Genomic DNA, 24971 nt, shown 5'->3' on the forward strand with positions numbered 1-24971 from the left:
AATGAAACTGCAACAAAATTTCACGGATAATAATTCTATCAAATACACCTGTATATTGATTTTTATCGCTTTTGCTTTTAGTGTATTATGCAGACTTTATTGGGTAAGCTGGGCAAGCGAATTTTATGAGTTTTTCTTCAATGATCAACTCATGATCACTACTAACGATGGTTATGCTTTTGCAGAAGGCGCAAGAGATATGATAGCGGGGTTTCATCAACCTAATGATTTATCATATTTTGGAAGTTCACTTTCTACTTTAACTTATTGGATTTATAGTATATTGCCTTTTAGCTTTGAAAGTATTATTTTATATATGAGTACTTTCTTTGCTTCTTTGATTGTTGTGCCTATTATACTAATCGCAAGAGAATACAAACTCACCACTTATGGGTTCATAGCAGCTTTGCTTGCTAGTATTGCAAATAGCTATTACAATCGTACAATGAGTGGGTATTATGATACTGATATGCTTGTTTTGGTTTTACCAATGCTCATTTTATTAAGCTTTATACGATTAACCATCAATAAAGATATCTTTACTTTACTTTTAAGCCCTATTTTTATCATGATTTATTTATGGTGGTATCCTTCAAGCTATTCTTTGAATTTTGCCATGATAGGGCTTTTTGGATTATACACACTTATACTACACCGAAAAGAAAAGATTTTTTACCTTGCCATTGCTTTAATGATCATAGCTTTAAGTATGCTAGCATGGCAATATAAACTTGCATTGATTGTATTATTATTTGCTATTTTTGCCTTTAAAGAAGAAAAAATCAATTTTTATATGATTTGGGCTTTGATTTTTGCAAGTATTTTGATTTTATTTATAAGCGGTGGCTTAGATCCTGTTTTATACCAACTCAAATTTTATGTCTTTAAAGCCGCTGATGTGCAAAATTTAAAAGATGCGGCTTTTATATATTTTAATGTTAATGAAACCATCATGGAGATCAATACTATCGATCCTGAAGTATTTATGCAAAGAATTAGCTCTAGTGTTTTAGTGTTTCTTCTTTCTTTTGTAGGTTTTATTTTATTTTGTAAAGATCATAAAAGCATGCTTTTAGCTTTACCTATACTTGCATTGGGATTTATGGCTTTAAGAGCGGGGCTTCGATTTACCATTTATGCGGTTCCTGTTATGGCTTTAGGTTTTGGTTATTTTTTATATGTATTTTTTCATTTTTTAGAAAAAAAACAAATCAAACTAAGCTTGAAAAACAAAAATATCTTACTAATATTAATCACATTTTTTAGTATTAGCCCTGCTTTAATGCATATATATTCTTATAAGTCTTCCACTGTTTTCACTTCTTATGAAGCTCAAATTTTAAATAATTTAAAAAGCAAAGCACAAAGAGAAGACTATGTTATTGCATGGTGGGACTATGGATATCCTATCCGTTATTATAGTGATGTCAAAACCTTAATCGATGGCGGTAAACACCTAGGAAAAGATAACTTCTTTTCTTCTTTTGTTTTAAGTAAAGAGCAAACACCAGCTGCTAATATGGCAAGGCTTAGCGTAGAATATACAGAAAAATCCTTTAGTGAGCATTATCCTGATGTTTTAAAAGCTATGGTTAAAGATTACAACCAAACAAATGCCACAAGCTTTTTAGAGAGTTTAAATGACAAAAACTTTCAATTTGACACTAATAAAACAAGAGATGTTTACATCTATATGCCTTATAGAATGTTGCGTATTATGCCTGTGGTAGCTCAATTTGCCAATACAAATCCAGACAGTGGCGAACAAGAAAAAAGCTTGTTTTTCTCTCAAGCTAATGCCATAGCACAAGATAAAACTACAGGATCAGTTATGCTTGATAATGGCGTAGAAATCATCAATGATTTTAGAGCTTTAAATCTAGAAGGTACAACCATACCTTTAAAAGCCTTTGTAGATATAGAATCAATCACCAATGGCAAGTTCTACTATAGTGAGATTGATCCAAAAGCACAAATTTACTTACTGTTTTTAAGAGAATATAAAAGCTTTGTTATTTTAGATGAAAGTCTTTATAACAGTGCTTATATACAAATGTTTTTACTTAATCAATATGATCAAGATTTATTTGAACAAATCACCAATGATGCAAGAGCAAAAATTTATAGGTTAAAAAGATGAGAATAGGAATTTTAACTCATAGTGCAATGAGTGTGTATTATTTTCGCATTGCACTCATTAAAGCCCTAGAAAAAAACCACCATGAAGTGATAATCATCACTCCCAAAGATGATTTTGCCATAAAATTGCAAGAATTAGGCTACAAGGTTTGCTTTTATGATTTGGCAAGATCAAGCGTAAATCCTTTGGTGGTATTTAAAAACCTACTAAGTTTGAAAAACATACTCAAAGATTTAAATTTAGATCTTTTACAAGCAAGTGCACACAAAAGCAATACAACAGGTATCATAGCAGCTAAAATGGCAGGCATTCGATACACTTTTGGCTTAGTTGAAGGCCTAGGGAGTTTTTATATCGATAATGATTTTAAAAGCAAACTAGTAAGAACAAGCATTAACCTACTCTATAAAATTTCTTTTAAACTCGTTAATGGCTTTATCTTTGTCAATGATAGCAATGCTTTATTTATGAAAAATCTAGGATTAAAAGAAGAAAAAATCAAGATCATCAAGTCCGTCGGTGTTAATTTAAAACAATTCTTACCTTTAAAAATTAGTACTGAAGAAAAACAAGCTTTTTTAAAAGAACACCATATGCCTGATAAACCCATTGTGCTAATGATATCAAGAGCGCTTTGGCATAAGGGTATTAAAGAATTTTACAAAGCGAGTAAAATTTTAAAAGATAAGGCAAATTTTATCTTAGTAGGTGGGGTTGATGATAATAAATCTTGCGCACCAATGGATTTTTTAAACTCGGCTAATGTTTTTTACTTAGGAGCAAGAAGTGATATTGCGCATTTATTAAACCTGTGTGATATTTTTGTTTTACCAAGCTATAAAGAGGGTTATCCACGAACCGTTTTAGAAGCACAAGCATGTAAAAAAGCGTGCGTAGTTAGCGATGCAGAAGGTTGCATAGAAGCGGTAAGCAATGCCATAGATGGACTAGTTTGTAAAAGCCAAGACAGTGATGATTTAGCAGAAAAAATTCAAATTTTGCTAGAAGATGAAAAACTAAGAAATACTTTAGCGCAAAATGCCTTTCTTAGGGCGCAAAATTATGATGAAAATATCATAGCTTTGAAATATCTTGATTTTTATAGAGGTTTTGCAAATGTATAAAAATGGTTTGAAACGAGTATTTGACTTTATATTGGCTTTGATTTTATTAGTTATTTTTTTACCTTTTATAGTGCTTATTGGCATTATTTTAAAAATCGTTCAAGGTAGCGTACTTTTTAAACAAGCAAGACCTGGCTTAAACGAAAAAATATTTTATATCTATAAATTTAAAACTATGAGTGATGAAAAAGATGAAAACGGGGAATTACTTCCTGATGCATTACGCCTAAAACCTTTTGGAAAACTAGTTAGAAGCTTGAGTTTAGATGAATTGCCACAACTTTTTAATGTGTTAAAAGGCGATATGAGCTTTATAGGTCCAAGACCTTTACTTGTAGAGTACCTACCCTTATACAACCAAGAACAAAAAAAACGCCATGATGTAAGACCGGGTATTACAGGTTGGGCGCAAATTAACGGGCGAAACGCTATCTCTTGGGAGCAAAAATTTAAATACGATGTTGAATATGTACATAATTGCTCTTTTTTATTTGATCTTAAAATCTTTTTTATGACTATTGTTAAAGTACTTAAAAGAAGTGGAGTCAACAAAGAAGGTGTTGCCACAACGGATAAATTCAATGGACACAACTAAAAGTATTTATATATATGGTACAGGAGGGCACAGTTTAGTCTGTGTTGATGTAGCTAAAAATCTAGGATATGAAAAAATCATTTTTCTAGATGATAATAAAGGATTAAAATACCATTCAAACTTAGAAAAACATGATATGTTTATTGCTATTGGAGCCAATCATATCCGAGAAAAACTTTTCAAAAAAGCAAAAGAAGATGGATTTAGATTAGTAAATTTGATACACAAAAGTGCTATTATTAGTCCTAGTGCTTTTTTAGATGATGAGGGTATATTAATCATGCCAAATGTAGTAGTTAATGCTAAAGCTAGCATTGCAAAAGGTGTGATCTTAAATACTGCTTGTGTGGTTGAGCATGAGTGTTTTGTAGGTGAGTTTAGCCATATTAGTGTTGGAGCTAAACTCGCTGGAGCAGTTAACATAGGTAAGCGTTGTTTTTTAGGAATTAACTCAAGTGTTATTCCTTGTGTAACTTTATGTGATGATATAACTTTAGGTGCAGGTGGAGTGGTCGTTAAAGACTTAAAATCTAAAGGCATTTATGCTGGAGTTCCTGCCAAAAAAATAAAGGAGGCAAAATGAGATTTTTTTTATCAGCACCACATATGAGTGGTAAAGAATTAGAATACATACACAAAGCTTTTGAAAGCAACTATATAGCACCTTTAGGTGAGTTTGTAAATGCCTTAGAACAAAGTATTAAAGACTACACAAAAAGCTCTAATGCTCTTGCTCTAAATGCAGCCACAGCAGCCATTCACTTAGCTTTAAGAGTTTTAGGTATTAAAGAAGGCGATGTGGTTTTAGCCTCAAGTTTTACCTTTATCGCTTCAGTAGCTCCAATCTCATACATGAATGCCACACCAGTGTTTATTGATTGTGATGAAACTTATAATTTAGATGTAAATTTATTAAAAAAAGCTATCAAAGAAAGTCCTAAAAAACCAAAAGCACTCATTTTAACTCATCTTTATGGCAATGCCTCTAAAATGGATGAGATTGTCCAAATTTGCAAAGAAAATGAAATTTTCTTGATCGAAGATGCTGCAGAAGCTTTAGGAAGCTTTTATAAAAATAAAGCTTTAGGGACTTTTGGAGATTTTGGAGTATATTCATTTAATGGCAATAAAATCATCACAACAGGTGGTGGTGGTATGCTTGTAAGTGAAAATCATGCTAATCTTGAAAAAGCAAGATTTTACAGTACCCAAGCTAGAGAAAACTGTCTTCACTATGAACATAAAGAATACGGTTATAACTATAGAATGAGTAACATCCTAGGCGCAATCGGAACTGCTCAAATGGAGGTTTTAGAAGAAAGAGTAAGTAAAAAGCGTGAAATTTACAGCTGGTATAAAGAATTTTTAAATGGTACTTTTACTTTTTTAGATGAACTTGAAAACACCAAATCTAACCGTTGGTTAAGTACTGCTTTGCTTGATTTTGATTCAAATAAATTAAATACTTGTGAAAAACACTATATTTGTGATCATAAAGCAGTCAAAATTCAAGATAACATTTTAAAAATCATACAAGTTCTAAAAGATAATCAAATCGAAAGTCGTCCACTTTGGAAGCCTATGCATTTGCAAGAACTCTATAAAGGTTGCAGTGCTTATTTAAATGGAAATAGTGAGTTTTTCTTTAGTAATGGAATTTGCCTTCCAAGTGCAACCACTATGAGTAAAGCTGATGTAGAAGAAGTTTCTACTTTAATCTTAAATACCCTAAAGGACTAAGATGGATTATAAAAGCAAACGTCTAGGTTTTTTTCTAGGTGCAGATATCTTACTTTTTGTTATAAGTATTTATTTATCTTTTTCTTTACGCTTTAGTGCAGATATCCCAAGTGAGTTTTATGAGGGAATGTTTAAAAGTGCTGTGATTTTAATTTTGCTTAAAATTCTTTTTCTAGCTTTTTTTAGAATTTATCAAGTTGCATGGAGATTTTTTTCTCTAAATGAAGCACGTAAGCTAGTTATCGCTTTGGCTTTAGCTGAACTTGTATTTTTAGCGATTTATTATTTTTATGATGATTTTTTTAATCCCTTCCCAAGAAGTGTTATAGGAATAGACTTTGTTTTATCATGTATGTTAATTGGAAGTTTACGCATTAGTAAAAGAATGATTGTAGATTTTAGAAAACCAAAATACAACGAAGAACATCCTTGTATTGTAGTAGGTGCCACCTCAAAAGCTTTACATTTGCTAAAAGGTGCTAAAGAGGGAAGCTTAGGACTTTTTCCTGTAGCCGTAGTAGATGAACGCACTAATTTAATAGGTACTTATTGTGATAAATTTATAGTTGAAGAAAAAGAAGCGATTAGAAAATATACCGCCGAAGGCATTCATACTGCTATTATTGCTTTAAAACTCGAACAAGAAGAATTAAAAAAACTTTTTGATGAGCTTATCGCTTATGGAATTAACGATATAAAGCTTTTTTCTTTTACGCAAAATGAAGCAAGAGATATAAGCATCGAAGATTTACTAGCACGCAAACCAAAAGACTTAGACAATGCTTGCGTGATTGATTTTATTAAAGATAAAGTGGTTTTAGTTAGCGGCGCTGGTGGAACTATAGGTAGTGAGCTTTGCAAGCAGTGTATTAAATTTGGCGCCAAACACTTAATTATGCTAGATCATAGTGAGTATAATTTATACAAAATCAACGATGAATTAAGCTTGCATAAAGAAAAAATTGAACCTATTATGATGAGTATTTTAGATAAAGAAGCTTTAGAAAAACTCATTAAAGAAAAAAACATAGATTTGATTTTACATGCAGCAGCTTATAAACATGTGCCTTTGTGTGAGCAAAATCCACACTCAGCTATTTTAAATAACATCATAGGCACTAAAAATTTAATCGATCTTGCTAAAACTTACAAAGTAGCTAAATTTGTTATGATAAGTACAGATAAAGCCGTAAGACCAACCAATATCATGGGTTGTACGAAAAGAATTTGTGAGCTTTATGCACTAAGCTCAAGTTGTGAAAATTTTGAGGTAGCATGTGTGCGTTTTGGTAACGTTTTGGGTTCAAGTGGAAGTGTAATACCTAAATTTAAAGCTCAAATTGCAGCCAATGAGCCACTTACGCTTACCCATCCTGATATAGTACGTTATTTTATGTTAGTAGATGAAGCTGTACAACTTGTTTTGCAAGCTGCAGCCATTGCAAAAGGTGGGGAGTTGTTTGTGCTTGATATGGGTGAACCTGTAAAAATTATGGATTTGGCTAAAAAAATGCTTTTGCTTTCTAATAAAAAACTAGAAATCAAGATCACAGGACTTAGAAAAGGTGAGAAACTTTATGAAGAACTTCTAATTCATGAAGATGATTTAAAAACCCAATATGAAAGTATTTTTGTAACAACAAGTGAGATAAAAGATTTAAATATTTTAAATCAAGAAATAGAAAAATTACTCCAAAGTGCAGATCCTGCTAAAGTTTTGAAAGAGATCGTACCTGAATTTAATCATAATAAAAATGGAGAGTGATTAAATTCTAATTTTATTTTTAAATGTTATAATATAATCTTTAATTGATTAATAAAAATAAAAACGATACAATTACATCTTATGTAATTAGATCGAAATAAAGGAAAAAAAGTGAAATTATTAGTAGTTGATGATAGTTCTACCATGAGAAGAATAATCAAAAACACTCTTGTAAGACTAGGTCATAAAGATGTTTTAGAAGCTGAGCATGGTGTAGAAGCTTGGGATTTACTTTCACAAAATGATGACATTAAGGTTTTAATTACCGATTGGAATATGCCTGAAATGAATGGACTAGAACTAGTTAAAAAAGTAAGAGCGGAAGAAAAATATGCCGATATGCCTATTATCATGGTAACAACAGAAGGTGGTAAGGCAGAGGTTATCACAGCCTTAAAAGCAGGTGTAAATAACTACATTGTAAAACCTTTCACACCTCAAGTATTAAAAGAAAAACTTGAAGATGTTTTAGGGACAAACGAAGGCTAATTATAAGTTTTTATGCAAACACATTATCACGAACTTTTTTTTCAAACAGATGAGGAATATCTAGAATTATTCCTTGATCTTATTTTTTCTTTAGATATAGATGCCATAGAAGAAAAAAACAATGGTGTCTATATACGCTCCGAAGAAGATTTAGAACTCATTCAGATAGCTTTAAAAAATTTTCATCAAAAATTATGTGAAAAGTTAAACACTAACATTTTCTTTAGCTCAAGCTTAGAAAAAAAAGAAAACAAAAACTGGATAGAAGAATACAAAAAAGGCATTCAAGCTCTAACTATAGATAATATTCATATCCATACCACTTGGCAAGAAGCTAAAGAAGATAAGATTAATATTGTCATAGATCCTGCACTCGCCTTTGGTTCTGGACATCATGAAAGTACTTACACTTGCATAGAATTTTTACAAAAATACACAGATAATTCTAAATTTTGTTTAGATGTGGGTTGTGGAAGTGGGATTTTAAGCATCATCATGGCAAAACTTGGTGCAAAAGTACAAGCATGCGATACAGATGAACTAGCTATAGTTGCCAGTAAAGAAAACGCACAGTTAAACCACGTAAACTTTGATGATATTTGGGTAGGTTCTGTTAATAAAAGCTTACATAAATATGATATAGTAGTAGCAAATATCATCGCTGATATTTTAATCATACTAGAAAAAGATTTAAAAGAAAAAACCAAAGAAGGCGGAATTTTAATCTTATCTGGTATTTTAAATAAATACGAAGAAAGAATTAAAGATAAATTCAAAGATTTAACTTTGTTAGAATGTAAACACAAAGGAGAATGGTTGAGTTTAGCTTACAAAAAGGAAATAAAATAATGAATAAAAAGTCAAACGATCCAAAAGATAATCAAAATAATAATAGCTTTTTCAATAGAAATCCTATTTTTATTTTTGCTATTTTTGCTATTGTGATGATTCTTTTATTTAAAGGATTTTCAGATGATGGTAGCATGGGCATTATGGGCGGAGAAAATACCAAAAAGGTTACTTATTCTGAATTAAAAACCTTAATCGAAAACAATCAAATCGCCCAAGTTAACATAGGTCAAACTACCATCAAAGCAGTTTCCAAAGCAGGAAATATGGTATATATCACTAAAAAAGTTGCAAATGATGCCACTTTTATACCTTTGCTTGATTCAAAAGATGTTTCATATAGTGCTTTCAACGAAAGCAATTGGTTTATAGACATCTTGCTTTCTTGGGTTTTACCAGTGTTTATTTTCTTTGGTATATGGATGTTTTTAGCTTCTCGTATGCAAAAAAATATGGGTGGATCTATACTTGGTATAGGAAGTTCTAAAAAACTTGTAAATTCAGAAAAGCCAAAAGTTAAATTTAATGATGTAGCTGGTGTAGAAGAAGCAAAAGAAGAAGTTAAAGAGATTGTAGATTTTTTAAAATATCCTGAAAGATACATCAATCTTGGTGCAAAAATTCCAAAAGGTCTTTTACTTGTGGGCCCTCCAGGTACAGGTAAAACTCTACTTGCAAAAGCTGTTGCAGGTGAAGCTGATGTGCCATTTTTTAGTGTATCAGGCTCATCTTTTATAGAAATGTTTGTAGGGGTTGGTGCTTCAAGAGTAAGGGACTTATTTGAAAATGCAAAAAAAGAAGCTCCTGCTATTGTTTTTATCGATGAAATCGATGCTATAGGAAAATCGCGTGCGGCAAGCGGCATGATGGGTGGAAATGATGAGAGAGAACAAACTTTAAATCAACTTCTAGCAGAAATGGATGGCTTTGGAACCGAAAGTTCTCCGGTAATTGTATTAGCCGCTACTAATCGTCCTGAAGTACTTGATGCGGCTTTACTTAGACCTGGCCGTTTTGATAGACAAGTTTTAGTAGATAAGCCTGATTTTAAAGGTAGATGTGATATTTTAAAAGTACACATGAAAGATGTTAAAATTTCACCTGAAGTAAAAGTAGAAGATATTGCAAGATTAACCGCAGGACTTGCTGGTGCTGATTTGGCAAATATCATCAACGAAGCAGCTCTACTTGCAGGTAGAGATTCTAAGAAACATGTAGAACAAAAAGATTTAGTTGAAGCAGTGGAAAGAGCCATAGCAGGACTTGAGAAAAAATCACGCAGAATTAATGATAAAGAGAAAAAAATAGTAACTTATCACGAATGTGGTCATGCCTTAATCGCTGAAACCACAAAAGGCGCTAAAAAAGTAAGTAAAGTTTCTGTTATACCTCGTGGCTTGGCGGCTTTGGGTTATACACTCAATACTCCTGAAGAAAATAAATTCCTAATGCAAAAACATGAACTTTTGGCTGAAGTTGATGTACTTTTAGGTGGTCGAGCAGCCGAAGAGATTTTCATTAAAGAAATTTCAACCGGTGCGAGTAATGACCTTGAGCGTGCTACTGATATCATCAAAGCTATGATTTCTATGTATGGTATGAGTGAAATAGCAGGTTTAATGGTGCTTGAAAAACAAAGAAATACTTTCTTAAGTGGTGGTCAAACCATTAAAGATTACTCAGACAAAATGGCACAAGATCTAGATGAGTATGTAAAGAAAACTCTAGATGAACGCTATATAGGAGTAAAAGAGACTTTAAAAACTTATAGTGGCGCCATAGAGGTAATGGTACAAGCGCTTTATGAAGAAGAAACCATTGATGGTGCAAAAGTAAGAGAGATTATTAAAAATTATGAAGAAGAAAACAATCTTCCAACGCGCTTAGAAGAAAAAGAACAAGAAGTGGCTAAGGAAAACTAATGAAAATAGATTTTATTGCAAAGGCGGGTTGGGGTTTACTCATAGTTCTAGCTATAGTCTTTGTAATAGCTCAACTTATATGGGGATTTTCTTGGCTATTATGGTGTATTTTTATACTTTTTGCTTGTCTTTTTAGATCAAGCACAATTAATCACATCGCTGATTCAAATACCATCATAGCACCCATAGAAGGAAAGATCAAATGCATTAAAACAAGCTCTTATAAAGAACTTGGTGAATGCATTGAAGTGCAAATTATAAATAACATTACTCATCAAGGTGCTATTGTAGCACCACTTCCTATGGATATAGAAGAAACAAGAATTAGACATGGAATTTTTTTATGTCCATTTATGAAAAACACTCATTTAATGGGTGAGAGAATGTTATTTTTATCTCGTTCTAAAGGTAAGCAGTGGGCTTTGAGAATTATCTTTGGTGCACTCAATCGAAAAACTCATTTAAATGAGTTTGGTCATCATTTAAACCATGGTCAAAACATCGGCTTTATGTTTGATGGTAGCGTAAGCTTACTACTTCCAAAAGACACTAGAATATGTGTTAATGAAAATGATAAAGTCCGCGTAGGCGCATTGATAGGGTATTTAAATCCATGAATTTTAAGTTAATTTACATTTTACCAAATCTTTTTACCGCAGCTTCAATATTTTTAGGTATCATTTCTGTGATTGCCTCAATCAATCAAAATTTTGATAAAGCTTTGATTTATATCATTTTATCATTAATTTGCGATGGTTTAGATGGGCGTGTGGCAAGAGCTACCAATTCAACTTCTAAATTTGGAGTTGAGTTTGATTCATTGGCAGATTTGATTGCTTTTGGTGTTGCGCCTGCTATGCTTTTTTACATGAGTATAGGTTATGAGTATGGTCGTTTTGGCTCTTTAATAGCGGGTTTATTTGTGGTATTTGGCGCTATACGTTTAGCAAGATTTAATGTAACCACAGGAACTTATGAGCCTTCAGTTTTCATAGGACTTCCTATACCAACGGCCGCAGTTGTAAGCGCATTATGGGTTGGCGCTTATTTGTATTATGATTTTTTACATAACTTTTCTTTAATGATAGTATGTATTCAAATCCTTTTAGCTTTTTTAATGGTCAGCAACATAAGATACCCAAGTTTCAAAAAGATTGATCTAAAAAGAGCAAATGTATTAAAAGTGTTAATTCTTTTAGTGATCTTATTTTCTATGCTTTATTTGTACTTCTTAGAAAGTGCCTTAATTGTAGCAAGTTTATACGTATGCTATGGACTTGTGCGTAGCTTTTTTACTTTAATGCGTAAATTTAAAAAAGATTAGATTTTATTTTCACTTCATTTTTTAACAATATACTTTTTATTAATTTTACTAAAAAGGGGTTAAAGATGAATAAAAACAAATTATTCAGACAAATTCACATTTATATTAGTTTATTTTTCCTACCTTTGGCTTTTTTGTATGCACTTACAGGTTTTGCATATATAGCAGGTTTTAATGGAGAAAGTGGTGCTAAGGTTCAAAATTATAAAGTTCAAGCGATTATCCAAGAAGGTGCTGAAGCAGAATTTTTAATTGATTTTTTGCAGAAAAATAACTTAAAACTTCCATCATCTCTAGAGCCTAAACTCAACAAAAAAAATGGAGCCATAGAGCTTGGTATTATCAACTATACTGCTAGTATTCTTAAAATTTCAGAGAATAACTATGAGATTACCACTAAGACAAGAAGCTTGCTTGGCAATATGGTTTTACTACATAAAGACAAAGGTATGTGGTATTTTTCCGTACTTGGTTTAGCCTTTGCTTTAGCTATGGTAGTGCTTTATATTTCGGGTATTTTAATCACGCTTATTGCTATACGCAAAGATAGAGCAAAGCAAATTGCTGTTTTAGGAGCTGGTTTTATCATAACTTTGCTCATAGCTTATCTTAGTGTATAAATTTAAGGTATATCTTATAAAAAATAAGATATACTTTCCCTTTTAAAAGGACAGATGGGTGAGTGGCTGAAACCACACCCCTGCTAAGGGTGCAGATCTTAACGGGTCTCGAGGGTTCAAATCCCTCTCTGTCCGCCACACTACTAATTCAACTTTTATAAAATCTTTAATTTACCCTAATTCAACTCGATAAGGTTGTTATAAAATGCTCTATTTTGCTAAGAAGTTATCATATATTAAAGTCATTTTTATAACTCTGCTTTTAAAAAATTAACTCATGGTTTTAAAATCCAATGTATGCTTCTATTGATTTAAAATCTTTTTACGCTTCTGCTGAATGTATTTTAAGAAACCTAAACCCCCTAACAACCAATCTCATTGTAGCAGATGAGTCAAGAACAGATAAAACTATTATTTTGGCGGTTTCACCTGCTTTAAAAGCATATCATATACCCGGTAGATTAAGACTGTTTGAGTTTAAACAAACCATTCACTCACTCAATCAAGCACGCTTAAAACAAAGCCAATACCATTCTTTTAAAGCTAAAAGTTTTGATGCAACTCAACTCGATCAAAGCTTAGATTTAGAAATAGATTATATTATCGCTAAACCTAGAATGGCAACTTATATTGAATTTAGTGCTAAAATATATAGCATTTATTTAAAATATTTTGATGCTAAAGACATACATGTTTATTCTATCGATGAAGTTTTTATCGATCTTAGTTCTTACCTTGAAAAATACAAACTTTCAGCTTATGAACTACTTACCAAAGTTTTACTTGATATTTTACATACTAGTAAAATCACGGCAACAGCAGGCATAGGGACCAATCTATATCTAGCAAAAATCGCTATGGATATACTAGCCAAAAGACAAAAGGTAGATGAAAATGGCTTACTTATAGCCTTCTTAGATGAGAAGCTATATCGTTATAAAATGTGGCATCACAAGCCTTTGAAAGATTTTTGGCGTATAGGTAAAGGGATAGCTTTAAAACTTGCCAATTTCAACATTTACACCATGGGAGATCTTGCGAGATTTTCTTTAAAACACGAAGCTTTGCTTTATAAGCATTTTGGTGTTAATGCTGAACTTTTAATCGACCATGCATGGGGCATTGAAGCATGCACGATGAAAGATATCAAAAACTACAAATCACAAAATCATTCCAAAGTCATGGCTAAAGTTCTACCTTTTGCCTATGAAAACAAACAAGCAATGAAAGTTCTAAAAGAACTTGTAGATCACTTAGTACTTGAGCTTATCCAGTGTGATCTTAAAACCAATCATATCACACTAGATATACAATATGACAAAAGCAATCTAGAAAGCTCCAACTTTTCAAACTCTTATAAAGGAACAATTATCAAAGATAGCTATGGAAGAGCTATACCTAAAAATGCCCATGGAAGTATACCCTTAGAAAATTTTACTCATTCTTTAAAAATCATCAACAAAAAAGCCTTAGAACTTTTTCACAAAATCAGTGATAAAAACTTAAGTATTCGAAAAATCAGCTTAAGTTTAAATAACATCACAGATAAAGCACAAGAAAACTACCAAGAACTAAATTTATTTAGTGATTTGAATACAATTTTACAAGAGCAAAATCAACTTGCAAAAGAAGAAAAACTCCAAAAAACTAGACTTCAAATCATGCAAAAATTTGGTAAAAATGCCATTGTTAAAGCTTCAAGTTTAGATGTGAAACCAAAGAAATCACTTCTTTGATAGGAGGTCATCATGCATGATGATTATCAAGATATAATAGACATAAAGTATCAAAAATCAAAACAATTCCCACCAATGCCAAGAGAAAAAAGAGCAGCACAATTTGCTCCATTTTCAGTCTTAAATGGTTTTAGCAAAGCTATTTTAAAAACACAAAAAGATATGGAAGAAACATTAGAAAAAAGTAAATATCAAGAAGAAAGTTGATTTTCTTCTTGAAGTTGTATTATCTTGCGTTAGAGTACTTCTCAAACTCTCCGCTTTCATCGATTTCATTACCATAAAGTTTGTGTAATTCATAGTAATATTTTACAAATTCTTTACACTCATCATTAAGTGGTAAAAATACCCCATCTTCTAAAACACAAAATTCGTCTAGATAGTTTTTTGCATCTTCTTTCAACATATAATGTTTTGCTAACTTATAATAATTTTGCATAAACACAGCCTTAAAACTCTCATATGCTTCCTCATCAAATTTAATGTTTAATTTCTCATTTGCAAAAGATAGCACCCCTGATTTAAACAACAATGCTAAATGAATTAAACCTTCAGTATAATAAGGCTTAACCTCTTCTACTCTTTGCCAAGCAATCAAACCTATAGCCCTTTTAATAAGCTCATAAAACACAGGAAGTTTTAAATCATCTTCTTCATGTAAAAAGAAATTCACAAGCCCACCTGCAGTAGCTTTAAACTCTTCTATATTTTTAAACACACCACTTTCATTCATTTTCTTTTCACTATCATTTGCTACAAAGAAAATATGCCCAAACTCATGACCTATGGTTGAAACTTCATAAATTCTTTTCCATAATTTTTCATTATAAAATAAAATTTCTCTCCCATAATCTAAAAATTCTTTTTCAAATACCATAGAAGAAAGCTTCATGAAAGGTTTAGTTTTAGCATTTTCATAAACATAATTCAAAAAAGCAAAGATCTTTTTACCTGCTATATTGCTTACATATTCATCATTTGGCACTACTTGAGCAGAAAAAAGCCCCTTAAGCTCTGCTCCATAAAAAATCATAGGCATACAAATATAAAGCTGGGTTTTATCAAGATTAAAATTCACCTCATCAAACAAAGCTTCATCTTCTTCATCTAAATTTGCATACACCATTGCAAAGCTTTCTTTGATTTTATCTTTAAACTCACCCCCATTAAAATCACTCACATCTTCTAAACGTATATCCCACTCAAGTGCCACTGCATGAGTATAAGAGTCTTCATAGTATTCCAAAGGATGACCAATTTGCAATGGGCATTTTACTTCCATCCATGCAAGCTCTGCTTCTTGCCATTTTTTAACCACCTCATTATTATCTTTTTCACAAAAAGCAAATTTTAATTTTTCTATATAATCAATATAAGCATTTTTTTCATCATCTAATGCGCAATTTCTTAGTTTTTCCAAAAGCTTATCAAACTCATATTCGAGTTTTAAAACTTCATTTTCAAAAGCTTTTGCATAAGGTAAAAACCTCCAAAGAGTTCCTATTTTGACTAAAGCTCCATAGCTTCTTTCGCAAATTTCTCCATCTTGGTTAAGCTGATAAAGTTCATTTTGTTTTAAAAATTCCAAAGCATCACTTAAATTTGGAAATTGTTCTTTTAAGATTTTATTATTTGTATCTAGAATTTGTTTACTCCAAACAAGCTCAAAGGAATTCATCACCACGCCTATATTGTGCACACCCTGAACCAAAGCTAAATAAAACTTATCGAGTAAATTTTTACTTTTAATCTCATCAATTAAATCTTGGTGTTCTACCTCATAAAAGGCTCTTACTAAAGAAAAAACCTTATATTTAATTTGAGTAATCTCTTCTTCACTTAAACCTTTTTTCTCAAGCTCTTGAACTAAATTTTCTTCTTTTAAATCCACTAAACGGCGTAACATTGCCAAAACATTACTTTTTTCATTTTCAAGATTAGCTAATTCTAATGCCCTATCTATCAAAGGATGACTTTGGTTGGTTTGAAGTATATTATAAAGACTATTAATATTTTGCTTCCTATTTTTCACAATTTTTGCTATTTGCTTAAAATCATTCATATTTTACCTTTCTTTATTTTTAAAACTTAATTATAATATTTTTTTTAAAACACAAGGAGAATGTATGAAAGATATGGGAGAACCTAAGCTAAGAGTTATAGCTATGCCAAGCAACACAAACCCTGCTGGCAATATCTTTGGTGGTTGGATCATGTCGCAAATTGATCTAGCCGGGGCTATTGCTGCAAGAGAACTTTCCCCTCAAAGAGTTGTTACAGTAGCAGTGGATAAGATCATTTTTAAAGAACCAATTTTCGTAGGCGATTTAGTTTCTTGCTATGCGAAAATCATCAAAGCAGGCAATACATCCATTACCGTAGAAGTAGAAGTGGTCACTCAAAGAGCAAATGACTACGGACGTGTATACTGTATGCATGTAACTTCAGCTGTGGTAACTTATGTAAGCGTAGATAAAGATGGAAATAAATTCCCTATTGATGCGGATTTAAAAAGATTACATGGCTTTTGATAAGTTTTATTGTATTTTTAAAAAAAATTTTATATCATCACAAAAAACTTTCTAAGGCTTATATATGCGTGGATATAAAATATTTTCTGGTTCAGCAAATGAGGAATTTGCTAAAAAAATCTCAAAATACCTTTCACTGCCTCTAAGCAATGCAGGTGTGAAGCGTTTTAGTGATGGTGAAATTAGCATTCAAATCGATGAGAGCGTGCGTGGTAAAGATGTGTTTATCATACAAAGCACTTGTGCTCCAACAAATGATAACCTAATGGAGCTTTTAATCATGACAGATGCATTGCGTCGCTCAAGTGCAAGCTCTATCACAGCTATCATCCCTTATTTTGGCTATGCTAGACAAGATAGAAAAGCAAGTCCTAGAGTGCCTATTACTGCAAAATTAGTAGCAAATCTTATAGAATCAGCAGGAGTAGATAGAGTAGCTACTATAGACTTACATGCTGGACAAATTCAAGGCTTTTTTGATATACCGGTGGATAATCTTTATGGAAGTATTATTTTTAATGATTATATCAAAAATAAAAACTATAAAAACCCTATCATCGCAAGTCCTGATATAGGCGGTATAGCAAGAGCTAGAAGCGTAGCAAAAGCTTTAGGGCTTGATATAGTTATAGTAGATAAAAGACGCGAAAAAGCTAATGAAAGCGAAGTAATGAACATCATCGGTGGTGTAAAAGATAAAGAAGTGATTTTAGTAGATGATATCATCGATACAGCAGGAACCATCGTAAAAGCTGCTGAAGTGTTTAAAAGCAAAGGTGCAAAGTCAGTTATAGCTTGCTGCACTCACCCTGTTCTTAGTGGTGTAGCTTATGAAAGAATAGCCAAAGATGCGCTTGATGAGCTAGTCGTAACTGACACCATACCTTTAAAACAACAAATGGATAAAATCAAAGTCCTAAGCGTAGCACCTATCTTTGGCGAGGTAATACGCAGAGTTTATCACAACGAAAGTGTGAATTCTTTATTTGTATAAATTCTTTGCAAGGATTATCTTGCAAAGAATTATTCTTTAAAACTTGGAATATATTTTAAGACTTTTTCTCTAAATTTCCCATTTTCTCTTAAAATTTTAAAACTAACCCTACATAAGTTTCTTTTGTTTTACCTGCTTTTTAAAAAATATTTATCAAGCTTTATATTGTAGTTTAAATTAGAATTAAATACAATACACTTTTATTTTCAAAAGGCTCTGTTTTTATAGTGTATTGATTTCTAAAAAATGCTATTAATAGAGTGTTGATTTATTTTGTTACTTATTTATAAAATATAAATTATGATTTCCATTTTAAACATATTTGCAAAAAATGTTCGCAAAAGACGACAAGCTCTAAATATTACTCAGGAAAAGTTAGCAGAATTATCTAGTCTGCATAGAACTTATATTGGCAGTATAGAAAGATGTGAGAAAAATATTACCCTAATAAATGCTTATAAAATTGCAAAAGCTCTAGGAGCTGATTTGTCGGAGTTACTAAAATGATGAATATGGTTATAAAGCAAATAGAACGTAATGTTATTGATATTTTGTCGCAATATAAAAGTAATTTTAAATCAAAGAAATTTGACACAATTGTTTCTGACTCAGATATTTTAATGGATTTTTTTAATATAACTTATGAAACAAAAATGCAAAATATGCAATATTGGAATAGAGAGCTTGGAAAAGTTTGGGAATTAATAACCAAAGAGCTTTTTACTTCCAATAAACTATTTAAGCCACCAGAAAGTGTTAATTTTGGAACAGACCGCCCTGTAGATTATTTCATAGGTAATTTGGCAATTGATGCTAAATATCGAATTGGTTCAGGCGATAGTGGAACGCTGAAAAAATTTAAATTATATGGAAAAATGTTAAAAGAAATGGAATATAATCCAGTTTTCCTGATTTTAAGAAACGATAACCTACCAGCGGCTATTACTGCTGCTATAAACGGCGGTTGGGAAATTATCTCTGACAAAGATGCTTTTAATTTTATCATAAACTATAGTGGAATAGATATAGTTCAATATTTGGCTTGTTTAAAAGCCAAATATGATTTTTTAAGATAATCGCATATTTGCTATTTTAATATACTCTTCATTTAATTCAAAACCAATATATGGAATACCTAAATTTTTACAAGCTAATGCTGTTGTCCCACTTCCCATAAAAGGGTCAATTATAATATTATTTGTTTGTTTTGGAACAATCATCTCTGCTAATTTTTCTATAAGTTTTATTGGTTTAACCGTTATATGCTTATTGAAATCATCTTTTTTATCTCTTTGATAGCCTTCAAATATATTTGATAGAAAGCCATTATGATTTATATAGCCTTCTGTTTTTAAAAGTCCTACTCCGTATTTCTTTACATTGTTTACATAATTGTTTTCTATTGGTTTTTGCAAGACAGATACTGCCTCGTAATTGTTTCTTGTTGCACTATGCCAGCCTTTCCAATTTTCTGCCAATTCATATCCATCTTTTTTCATTTTTTCATAAGCATTTAAGCCTTTTGGAATACCACTATTTCTTATCCATATAAACATATCTTTGGTATAAAAACCCACGTTTTCAAGTGCTATTTGAATATGTGCCACACTCCTATTGCTATTAAATACCATTATAAACGCACCAGGCTTTAAAATTCTATATAACTCTTTCCCCCAATGCTCCACCCAAGATTGATATTCTAAAATATTATCCCTATTTTTTTTATACCATCTTTCATTTTTAACTCCTCCTGCTAACCCACTGCCATAAGGTATATTTTTTACCAATATATTTTTATTGTTATTTGCTTTATTTTTTCTGCGTTTTATTTCTACATTATCCCAATTTCTACCAAAAAATTCATAATTATATGGTGGGTCAGTTATGCAGCCTGAAATATAATTATTAGGAATATTTTTCATTAGCTCACAGCAATCACCCAATGTAACATTGTTTAAATATTTTTTATATGACAATTTTATTCCTTTTTTAAATTTTTTACAGCTTACGCTACCAATAACGGCACGGCAGGTCTATTTGCTACGCTTATGCTTTGGCTTATGCAATTTGTGTTTAGTATATGGTTTAGCAAAATTTGTTCTTTATCTTTTCTACTCTCTTTTGCAAAATTTACAAAGTTGTGATAGACAAGATAATTATTTAGATACTTAGTAGCCACGCCTTTAAAATTATACACAAGCATTGATTTAAGTCTACTATGGTAGTTATTTACGACTTGAATATTAAACGAGCCGTTACTATGTTTGTTTCGTGGTATGCGGATATGGTTTAGGCTCATTTCATTTGATAGTTTTAAATATGAGCGTAGGCTATCAGTTACAAATACGCTTTCTTTCTCAACTTTGCCTTGTATTACTTTGGATAAACTAGCAATATTTGGCTTACCCAGATTAGATATTTTTGCTATTGATTTGCCATTTAAATTTACTACGCAAGGTATGCAAACAAGTTCTTTTGATAAGCCACGCTTAGTGTTTGCAGTTCCTCTTTTTTTTGCTAAGCGTGGAAAGTTAAAATCCTTGTGATGACCTTTATATGAGATAGGCATAAATGTTTTATCTGCTTCTACTATGCCATTAAGTTTTACTTCATCTTGCATTTTTTGCAATGTGTCTAAGATTTTATGTCGCCAAAAAAACGCAGTAGATAGTGCAATGCCACAAATTTCAGCGGTTTTTCTAAGTGAGTATTTTTCAATCATACAATGGATATATTTTTGCCAAATTTCAAGGTCTTTTTGGGTTTTAAAAAAGATTGAGTTATTTGTAACAGTAAATGTCTTATGACAATCCATACACATAAATCTTTGTTTGCCATCTTTTTTTCCATTTTTCACAAAATTAGTAGATTTGCAATGCGGACACGCTTTTATCTCTTTTGAGAGTATTAAATTTTGCTCTGATTTTTCTTTGTTTTTGATAGATTTTAGAAATGATTTTTTATCATCATCGCTTAGAGTGCTAAAAAGCTGTTTTACGATTTCAAGTTCTGCGTTAGAAGTTGCCATTTTACCGCCTTTATTGTGCTATTTTTAATGTAGATATTTTAGCAAAATAAAGCTTAAATTTCAATACTTAATAAAAACATAGCCTTTCAAAAAAAGATAAAACATGGATATATCAGATAATAAAGCTATAAAACTTATTCAAAATTTACTAAAACAAAAAGGATATTTTGATATAGCAGATAAGCTAGAGGGTGCGGATTTAAAGTATTCCTTTGATGGGATATGTGACACAATAACTTTTAAAGTAAATCCTAAATACATTTTTGATCTTAATAATTGTGATGAAAATATTCTTGGGGAAATTATAGAAATTTTAAATCTTATTAGTTTTAGCAATATTAATAGAGTTGATTATATAGATTTTAAAATTAACGAAAAGTCATTTTTGGAATCTTTTGAAGATGTTTTGTATTTTTTTGTAGATGAATCTGGAGATATGGATTTTAGTGAAAAAGGTTCTAAATATTACATGTTTAGCTTTTTAGTTAAAAAACGCCCTTTTAAGCTACATGAAGCCATCTCATCTTATAGATATTCTTTACTTGAGAGAAATCTAAACCCTTTAAATAATAGACTAGATATAGAAAAATTTCATGCATGCGAAGACAATAAGTACATAAGAGAACATCTTTTCAACCTAATCTCCAAATTTGAAGACAATGATATACAAATTTATTCTTATATATTAGAAAAACCAAAAGTCATACCTGAAAAAATAAAAGAAAAATCTAATTTTTACGCTGAAAATTTGAGCTATGCAATCATAAAACTGCTAGAAAAACTTAAAATATCAAAAAACTTTATAGTAATAACAGATAATTTACCCGTTCAAAAAAATAAACAAACTCAAATCAAAGCAATAAAAAATGGCGTAAATACTTATATAACTAATAATAACTTAAATATAAGATATGATATTTTTCATCATTGTAGTGCCTCTAGTGTTAATTTACAGCTTATTGACTACATCAATTGGGCTATACAAAGAAAATATGAAAAAAATGATATATTTTTTTATGAAAAAATAAAAAAATATATTTTAGATGAAGAAATTGTAACAAAAGAAAGAATAATAAAGTATTATTAAAGACCTCGCTACCTATCTAAAAAGAAGCCTTCCTTGAAGTCTTATCAGTAACAAGGAACCTTTGATGAAATTATATTATTAAAATATTAAATTCTAATAAATCGACATACATGAAAAATTAAATTTGGTGGAGACGAGGGGAATTGAACCCCTGTCCAAAAATAAAACAACCACGGCATCTACATGTTTAGCAAAGGTGAAAACTTCATCTAGCCAAACTCACCTTCCAAAATTTCAAGCTAGACTAAGACTTTAACTTCAATCAAAACTTGTCAAATTTCAATCTACACTATCAAAAATGACCAAATTCTAAGCTAGATAGTATCACTTAAAATTCAGGCTCAACTGAACTTACGCAGCTTTAGCGTAAGCAGGAGCAAATTTAACGTTGTTTGCGTTTAATTTTAATTTGAGCTTTATACGCTTTGCTCAAAGCGACATGCCACCAAGGCCACTCTACTCCTGTCGAAGCCAAGTCGTCCCCGTTATTGAGAAATTTTATCCGGAACATTTGCAATCTGAGGATTAAACACACTTAAAAAAGAAGCATTTTTTTCATAATCACTGCAATACTTATCTAGCTGTTCGCCCACTAAAAACATCCAATCCACAAATTCATCACTAGCAGGGCCATCCAATTTAGCTGCTTCTTGCATAATCTCTTCACAAAATGTGCAAAAATTTGCAATCTCATCTAAATTTAGTCTTTTAGCAGCCCAAACTACATTGTGAATGTTTTGCTCTAAGTCTTTTAAGGCTTCTTTGTATTTTAAGCTATCACTGCTTAACTTTACAATCAAAGGCTCTAAAACATCACAAAGACTTCTAAAAAAATACAAAAAACGCTCGATTTCTTCAAGCTCGTATTCTATCTCTAATTGCTCTAAAATTCCCATGAAAACTTCTATAATTTAAGTTTAAATGTTTATTTTAACAAATTTTAGATAAAATTCAAATTTTTGACAAAACAAAATTGGAAAAAGATGGATAGAATTGTAGAGATTGAAAAATTTTCCCCCGATGAAACATATGAAACTAGCTTAAGACCTTCAAATTTTGATGGTTATATAGGACAAGAAAATATTAAGAAAAATTTAGAAATTTTCATCAAAGCCGCTAAAAAAAGAAATGAATGCTTAGATCATATCCTTTTTAGTGGACCTGCAGGACTTGGCAAAACAACTTTGGCTAATATCATCTCATATGAAATGAATGCCAACATCAAAACCACCGCTGCACCTATGATAGAAAAAAGCGGGGATTTAGCTGCGATTTTAACCAATCTTAGCGAAGGGGATATTTTATTTATCGATGAAATTCATCGTTTAAGTCCTGCTATAGAAGAAGTACTTTACCCTGCCATGGAAGATTTTCGTCTTGATATTATCATTGGTAGCGGACCTGCTGCACAAACGATAAAAATCGATCTACCTAAATTTACACTCATTGGCGCTACTACAAGAGCTGGTATGCTAAGCAATCCTTTACGCGATCGCTTTGGTATGCAATTTCGTTTAGAATTTTATAAAAATGAAGAACTTGCCATCATCTTAGAAAAAGCAGCCTTAAAACTCAACAAAACTTGTGAAAAAAAAGCTTCTTTAGAGATAGCCAAACGCAGCCGTTCTACCCCAAGGATCGCATTAAGGTTGCTTAAGCGTGTTAGAGATTTTGCTGATGTTAATGATGAGGATATCATTAGCGAAAAAAGAGCCAAAGAAGCACTGGATTCTTTAGGAGTAAATGAGCTAGGTTTTGATGCAATGGACTTAAGATACCTAGAACTTTTAACCGATGCTAAAAGAAAACCTATAGGGCTTTCTAGCATAGCTGCTGCATTAAGCGAAGATGAAAACACTATCGAAGATGTGATAGAACCTTACTTGCTAGCAAATGGCTACATAGAAAGAACCGCCAAAGGTCGCATTGCGAGTTTAAAAAGCTTTGATGTGTTAAAACTAAAATATAACAAAGGTTTGTTTGATGAAAAGTAGTAACTTTTTCTTGATTAGCTTTATCTTGATCATTTTATTTTGGGTGCTTTATTTATTTAAACCCTTTTTGATGAATATCGCCATCGCGAGCTTAATGGCTGTATCTACCTCTAATGTAAATATTAAATTTCTCAACATCTTTAAAGGCAAAAAAGTTATGGCAGCCACTGCTACTACTGCATTTATGTTAGCGATGTTTTTTATACCTTTTGTTTATGCCATTATCGAATTAGCAAAAGCGGCAAAGGGTTTTGATATGAGTTATTTCCACAATACCATAGAATATTTTAAAAACTACTCTTTGCATTTACCAGAATCTTTAAGCTTTATAGAACCAAAAATCAAAGAAACCCTAGCAAGTATTGATTTAAATTCTATCTCTAAAAATATCTTAACTTATCTTTCAAGTGCAACTAAGTTAGGTACGAAATTTTTAACTGATATGGTGTTAATTTGTGTGTTTTATTTCTTTGCCAATCTCTATGGAGCCCAACTCATTGGCTATATCAAAACCATCGTCCCTATGAAAAAAGAAGAAACTCAAGGTATTTTAAGTGAGGTAAGCAATGTCATGTCTGTAGTGTTTTACTCTATGGTGCTTAATGCTATCTTACAAGGAGTGCTTTTTGCTATCATTACTAAATTTTATGGTTATGATGCGATTTTAATGGGGATATTATTTTGCTTTAGTTCTTTAATCCCTGTAGTGGGAGGGGCTTTGGTTTATGTACCTGTTTCTTTATATGAATTTGCAAACAACAATCTAAGCGGTGCTTTGGTGATTTTTATCTATAGTGTAGTGATGATATCTTTCATCGCAGATACCCTAGTAAAACCCTACATCATCAAATGGATCAATACAAAACTAGTTCAAATTCCAACACAAATCAATGAGCTTTTGATTTTCTTTGCAATGATAGCAGGAATTTCAAGTTTTGGTTTTTGGGGTATTATCCTTGGACCTGCCATTTTAACTTTCTTTATCTCTACCTTAAAATTATACGTAATTTTAAAAGAAAAGCACTTTGTATAA

At 31.4% G+C, this 24971-nt stretch carries 25 protein-coding genes, 1 tRNA gene and 1 other RNA gene; 22 read left to right on the forward strand and 5 right to left on the reverse strand.

What is annotated here, in order from left to right:
• The first annotated feature begins 1 nt into the window (after position 1).
• From CKA54_RS03145 to CKA54_RS03215, 15 genes are all read left to right on the forward strand, one after another.
• The gene (locus CKA54_RS03145; RefSeq protein WP_120759919.1) at positions 2-2140 is read left to right on the forward strand and encodes an STT3 domain-containing protein; all 2139 of its coding nucleotides are present in this window, start codon (positions 2-4) and stop codon (positions 2138-2140) included.
• A complete protein-coding gene (gene pglA / locus CKA54_RS03150; RefSeq protein ID WP_120759921.1) occupies positions 2137-3264 on the forward strand; it encodes a N,N'-diacetylbacillosaminyl-diphospho-undecaprenol alpha-1,3-N-acetylgalactosaminyltransferase in 1128 nt (375 codons plus the stop codon). Before CKA54_RS03145 ends, pglA begins: the two co-directional genes overlap by 4 nt.
• Positions 3257-3859 carry an undecaprenyl phosphate N,N'-diacetylbacillosamine 1-phosphate transferase gene (pglC, locus tag CKA54_RS03155; RefSeq protein WP_120759922.1) on the forward strand — a complete coding sequence of 201 codons (603 nt, stop codon included), beginning with the start codon at positions 3257-3259 and terminating at the stop codon, positions 3857-3859. Before pglA ends, pglC begins: the two co-directional genes overlap by 8 nt.
• Positions 3846-4442: a UDP-N-acetylbacillosamine N-acetyltransferase gene (pglD, locus tag CKA54_RS03160; RefSeq protein ID WP_120759924.1), complete on the forward strand. Its 597-nt coding sequence runs from the start codon at positions 3846-3848 to the stop codon at positions 4440-4442. The genes pglC and pglD overlap by 14 nt, the downstream gene beginning before the upstream one ends.
• Positions 4439-5599 (forward strand): UDP-N-acetylbacillosamine transaminase, encoded by a 1161-nt coding sequence (pglE, locus tag CKA54_RS03165; RefSeq protein WP_120759926.1) that lies wholly within the window; start codon positions 4439-4441, stop codon positions 5597-5599. The genes pglD and pglE overlap by 4 nt, the downstream gene beginning before the upstream one ends.
• A gap of 1 nt (position 5600) precedes the next feature.
• Positions 5601-7364, forward strand: coding sequence for a UDP-N-acetylglucosamine 4,6-dehydratase (configuration-retaining) (gene pglF, locus CKA54_RS03170; protein ID WP_120759928.1), 1764 nt, complete (start codon positions 5601-5603; stop codon positions 7362-7364).
• A 111-nt stretch (positions 7365-7475) separates the two neighbouring features.
• Positions 7476-7853, forward strand: coding sequence for a chemotaxis response regulator CheY (locus CKA54_RS03175; RefSeq protein ID WP_012661962.1), 378 nt, complete (start codon positions 7476-7478; stop codon positions 7851-7853).
• A 12-nt stretch (positions 7854-7865) separates the two neighbouring features.
• The gene (locus CKA54_RS03180) at positions 7866-8702 is read left to right on the forward strand and encodes a 50S ribosomal protein L11 methyltransferase (protein ID WP_039664445.1); all 837 of its coding nucleotides are present in this window, start codon (positions 7866-7868) and stop codon (positions 8700-8702) included.
• Complete coding sequence (ftsH, locus tag CKA54_RS03185; RefSeq protein WP_120760003.1) at positions 8702-10624, forward strand: ATP-dependent zinc metalloprotease FtsH; 1923 nt, start codon at positions 8702-8704, stop codon at positions 10622-10624. Before CKA54_RS03180 ends, ftsH begins: the two co-directional genes overlap by 1 nt.
• Positions 10624-11241, forward strand: a complete 618-nt coding sequence (locus tag CKA54_RS03190) for a phosphatidylserine decarboxylase (protein ID WP_120759930.1) — start codon at positions 10624-10626, stop codon at positions 11239-11241. Before ftsH ends, CKA54_RS03190 begins: the two co-directional genes overlap by 1 nt.
• Complete coding sequence (gene pssA, locus CKA54_RS03195) at positions 11238-11948, forward strand: CDP-diacylglycerol--serine O-phosphatidyltransferase (RefSeq protein ID WP_120759932.1); 711 nt, start codon at positions 11238-11240, stop codon at positions 11946-11948. Before CKA54_RS03190 ends, pssA begins: the two co-directional genes overlap by 4 nt.
• Positions 11949-12013: 65 nt before the next feature.
• Positions 12014-12568 (forward strand): hypothetical protein, encoded by a 555-nt coding sequence (locus CKA54_RS03200; protein WP_120759933.1) that lies wholly within the window; start codon positions 12014-12016, stop codon positions 12566-12568.
• Positions 12569-12616: 48 nt separating this feature from the next.
• Positions 12617-12706: transfer RNA gene (locus tag CKA54_RS03205), tRNA-Ser, on the forward strand.
• A gap of 155 nt (positions 12707-12861) precedes the next feature.
• Complete coding sequence (locus CKA54_RS03210) at positions 12862-14304, forward strand: DNA methylase (protein WP_120759935.1); 1443 nt, start codon at positions 12862-12864, stop codon at positions 14302-14304.
• A gap of 12 nt (positions 14305-14316) precedes the next feature.
• Entirely contained in the window at positions 14317-14511 is a 195-nt protein-coding gene (locus CKA54_RS03215) for a hypothetical protein (RefSeq protein ID WP_120759937.1), read from the forward strand.
• Positions 14512-14530: 19 nt separating this feature from the next.
• Here CKA54_RS03215 and ciaB read toward each other — a convergent pair whose 3' ends face one another.
• Positions 14531-16366, reverse strand: coding sequence for an invasion protein CiaB (ciaB, locus tag CKA54_RS03220; RefSeq protein ID WP_120759939.1), 1836 nt, complete (start codon positions 16364-16366; stop codon positions 14531-14533).
• A 64-nt stretch (positions 16367-16430) separates the two neighbouring features.
• On the opposite strand from ciaB, the gene CKA54_RS03225 reads away from it, so the two are divergent.
• From CKA54_RS03225 to CKA54_RS03240, 4 genes are all read left to right on the forward strand, one after another.
• A complete protein-coding gene (locus CKA54_RS03225) occupies positions 16431-16835 on the forward strand; it encodes an acyl-CoA thioesterase (RefSeq protein ID WP_039626910.1) in 405 nt (134 codons plus the stop codon).
• Between the two features lie 64 nt (positions 16836-16899).
• Positions 16900-17829 (forward strand): ribose-phosphate pyrophosphokinase, encoded by a 930-nt coding sequence (locus tag CKA54_RS03230; RefSeq protein ID WP_120759941.1) that lies wholly within the window; start codon positions 16900-16902, stop codon positions 17827-17829.
• A 300-nt stretch (positions 17830-18129) separates the two neighbouring features.
• Complete coding sequence (locus CKA54_RS03235) at positions 18130-18336, forward strand: helix-turn-helix domain-containing protein (protein ID WP_002819558.1); 207 nt, start codon at positions 18130-18132, stop codon at positions 18334-18336.
• Positions 18337-18341: 5 nt separating this feature from the next.
• Positions 18342-18905, forward strand: coding sequence for a restriction endonuclease (locus CKA54_RS03240; protein WP_143297921.1), 564 nt, complete (start codon positions 18342-18344; stop codon positions 18903-18905).
• Here the strand turns inward: CKA54_RS03240 and CKA54_RS03245 are convergent.
• Together CKA54_RS03245 and CKA54_RS03250 are read right to left on the reverse strand one after the other, a co-directional pair.
• The gene (locus CKA54_RS03245; RefSeq protein ID WP_002819561.1) at positions 18897-19805 is read right to left on the reverse strand and encodes a site-specific DNA-methyltransferase; all 909 of its coding nucleotides are present in this window, start codon (positions 19803-19805) and stop codon (positions 18897-18899) included. The two genes, CKA54_RS03240 and CKA54_RS03245, sit on opposite strands and share 9 nt — an antisense overlap.
• 29 nt (positions 19806-19834) lie before the next feature.
• A complete protein-coding gene (locus CKA54_RS03250) occupies positions 19835-20857 on the reverse strand; it encodes an IS1595-like element ISCaje5 family transposase (RefSeq protein WP_120759944.1) in 1023 nt (340 codons plus the stop codon).
• 103 nt (positions 20858-20960) lie between these two features.
• Between CKA54_RS03250 and CKA54_RS03255 the strand changes: the two genes are divergently transcribed.
• A complete protein-coding gene (locus CKA54_RS03255) occupies positions 20961-21944 on the forward strand; it encodes a DUF3800 domain-containing protein (RefSeq protein ID WP_120759946.1) in 984 nt (327 codons plus the stop codon).
• A gap of 125 nt (positions 21945-22069) precedes the next feature.
• Here CKA54_RS03255 and ssrA read toward each other — a convergent pair.
• Positions 22070-22428: a transfer-messenger RNA gene (ssrA, locus tag CKA54_RS03260) on the reverse strand.
• Between the two features lies 1 nt (position 22429).
• The gene (locus CKA54_RS03265; RefSeq protein WP_120759948.1) at positions 22430-22840 is read right to left on the reverse strand and encodes a histidine phosphotransferase; all 411 of its coding nucleotides are present in this window, start codon (positions 22838-22840) and stop codon (positions 22430-22432) included.
• A gap of 87 nt (positions 22841-22927) precedes the next feature.
• On the opposite strand from CKA54_RS03265, the gene ruvB reads away from it, so the two are divergent.
• Positions 22928-23938: a Holliday junction branch migration DNA helicase RuvB gene (gene ruvB / locus CKA54_RS03270; protein ID WP_120759950.1), complete on the forward strand. Its 1011-nt coding sequence runs from the start codon at positions 22928-22930 to the stop codon at positions 23936-23938.
• A complete protein-coding gene (locus CKA54_RS03275) occupies positions 23928-24971 on the forward strand; it encodes an AI-2E family transporter (protein ID WP_120759952.1) in 1044 nt (347 codons plus the stop codon). Before ruvB ends, CKA54_RS03275 begins: the two co-directional genes overlap by 11 nt.

It is taken from the genome of Campylobacter sp. P255 (assembly GCF_003627915.1).
Classification (GTDB): Bacteria; Campylobacterota; Campylobacteria; order Campylobacterales; family Campylobacteraceae; genus Campylobacter_D.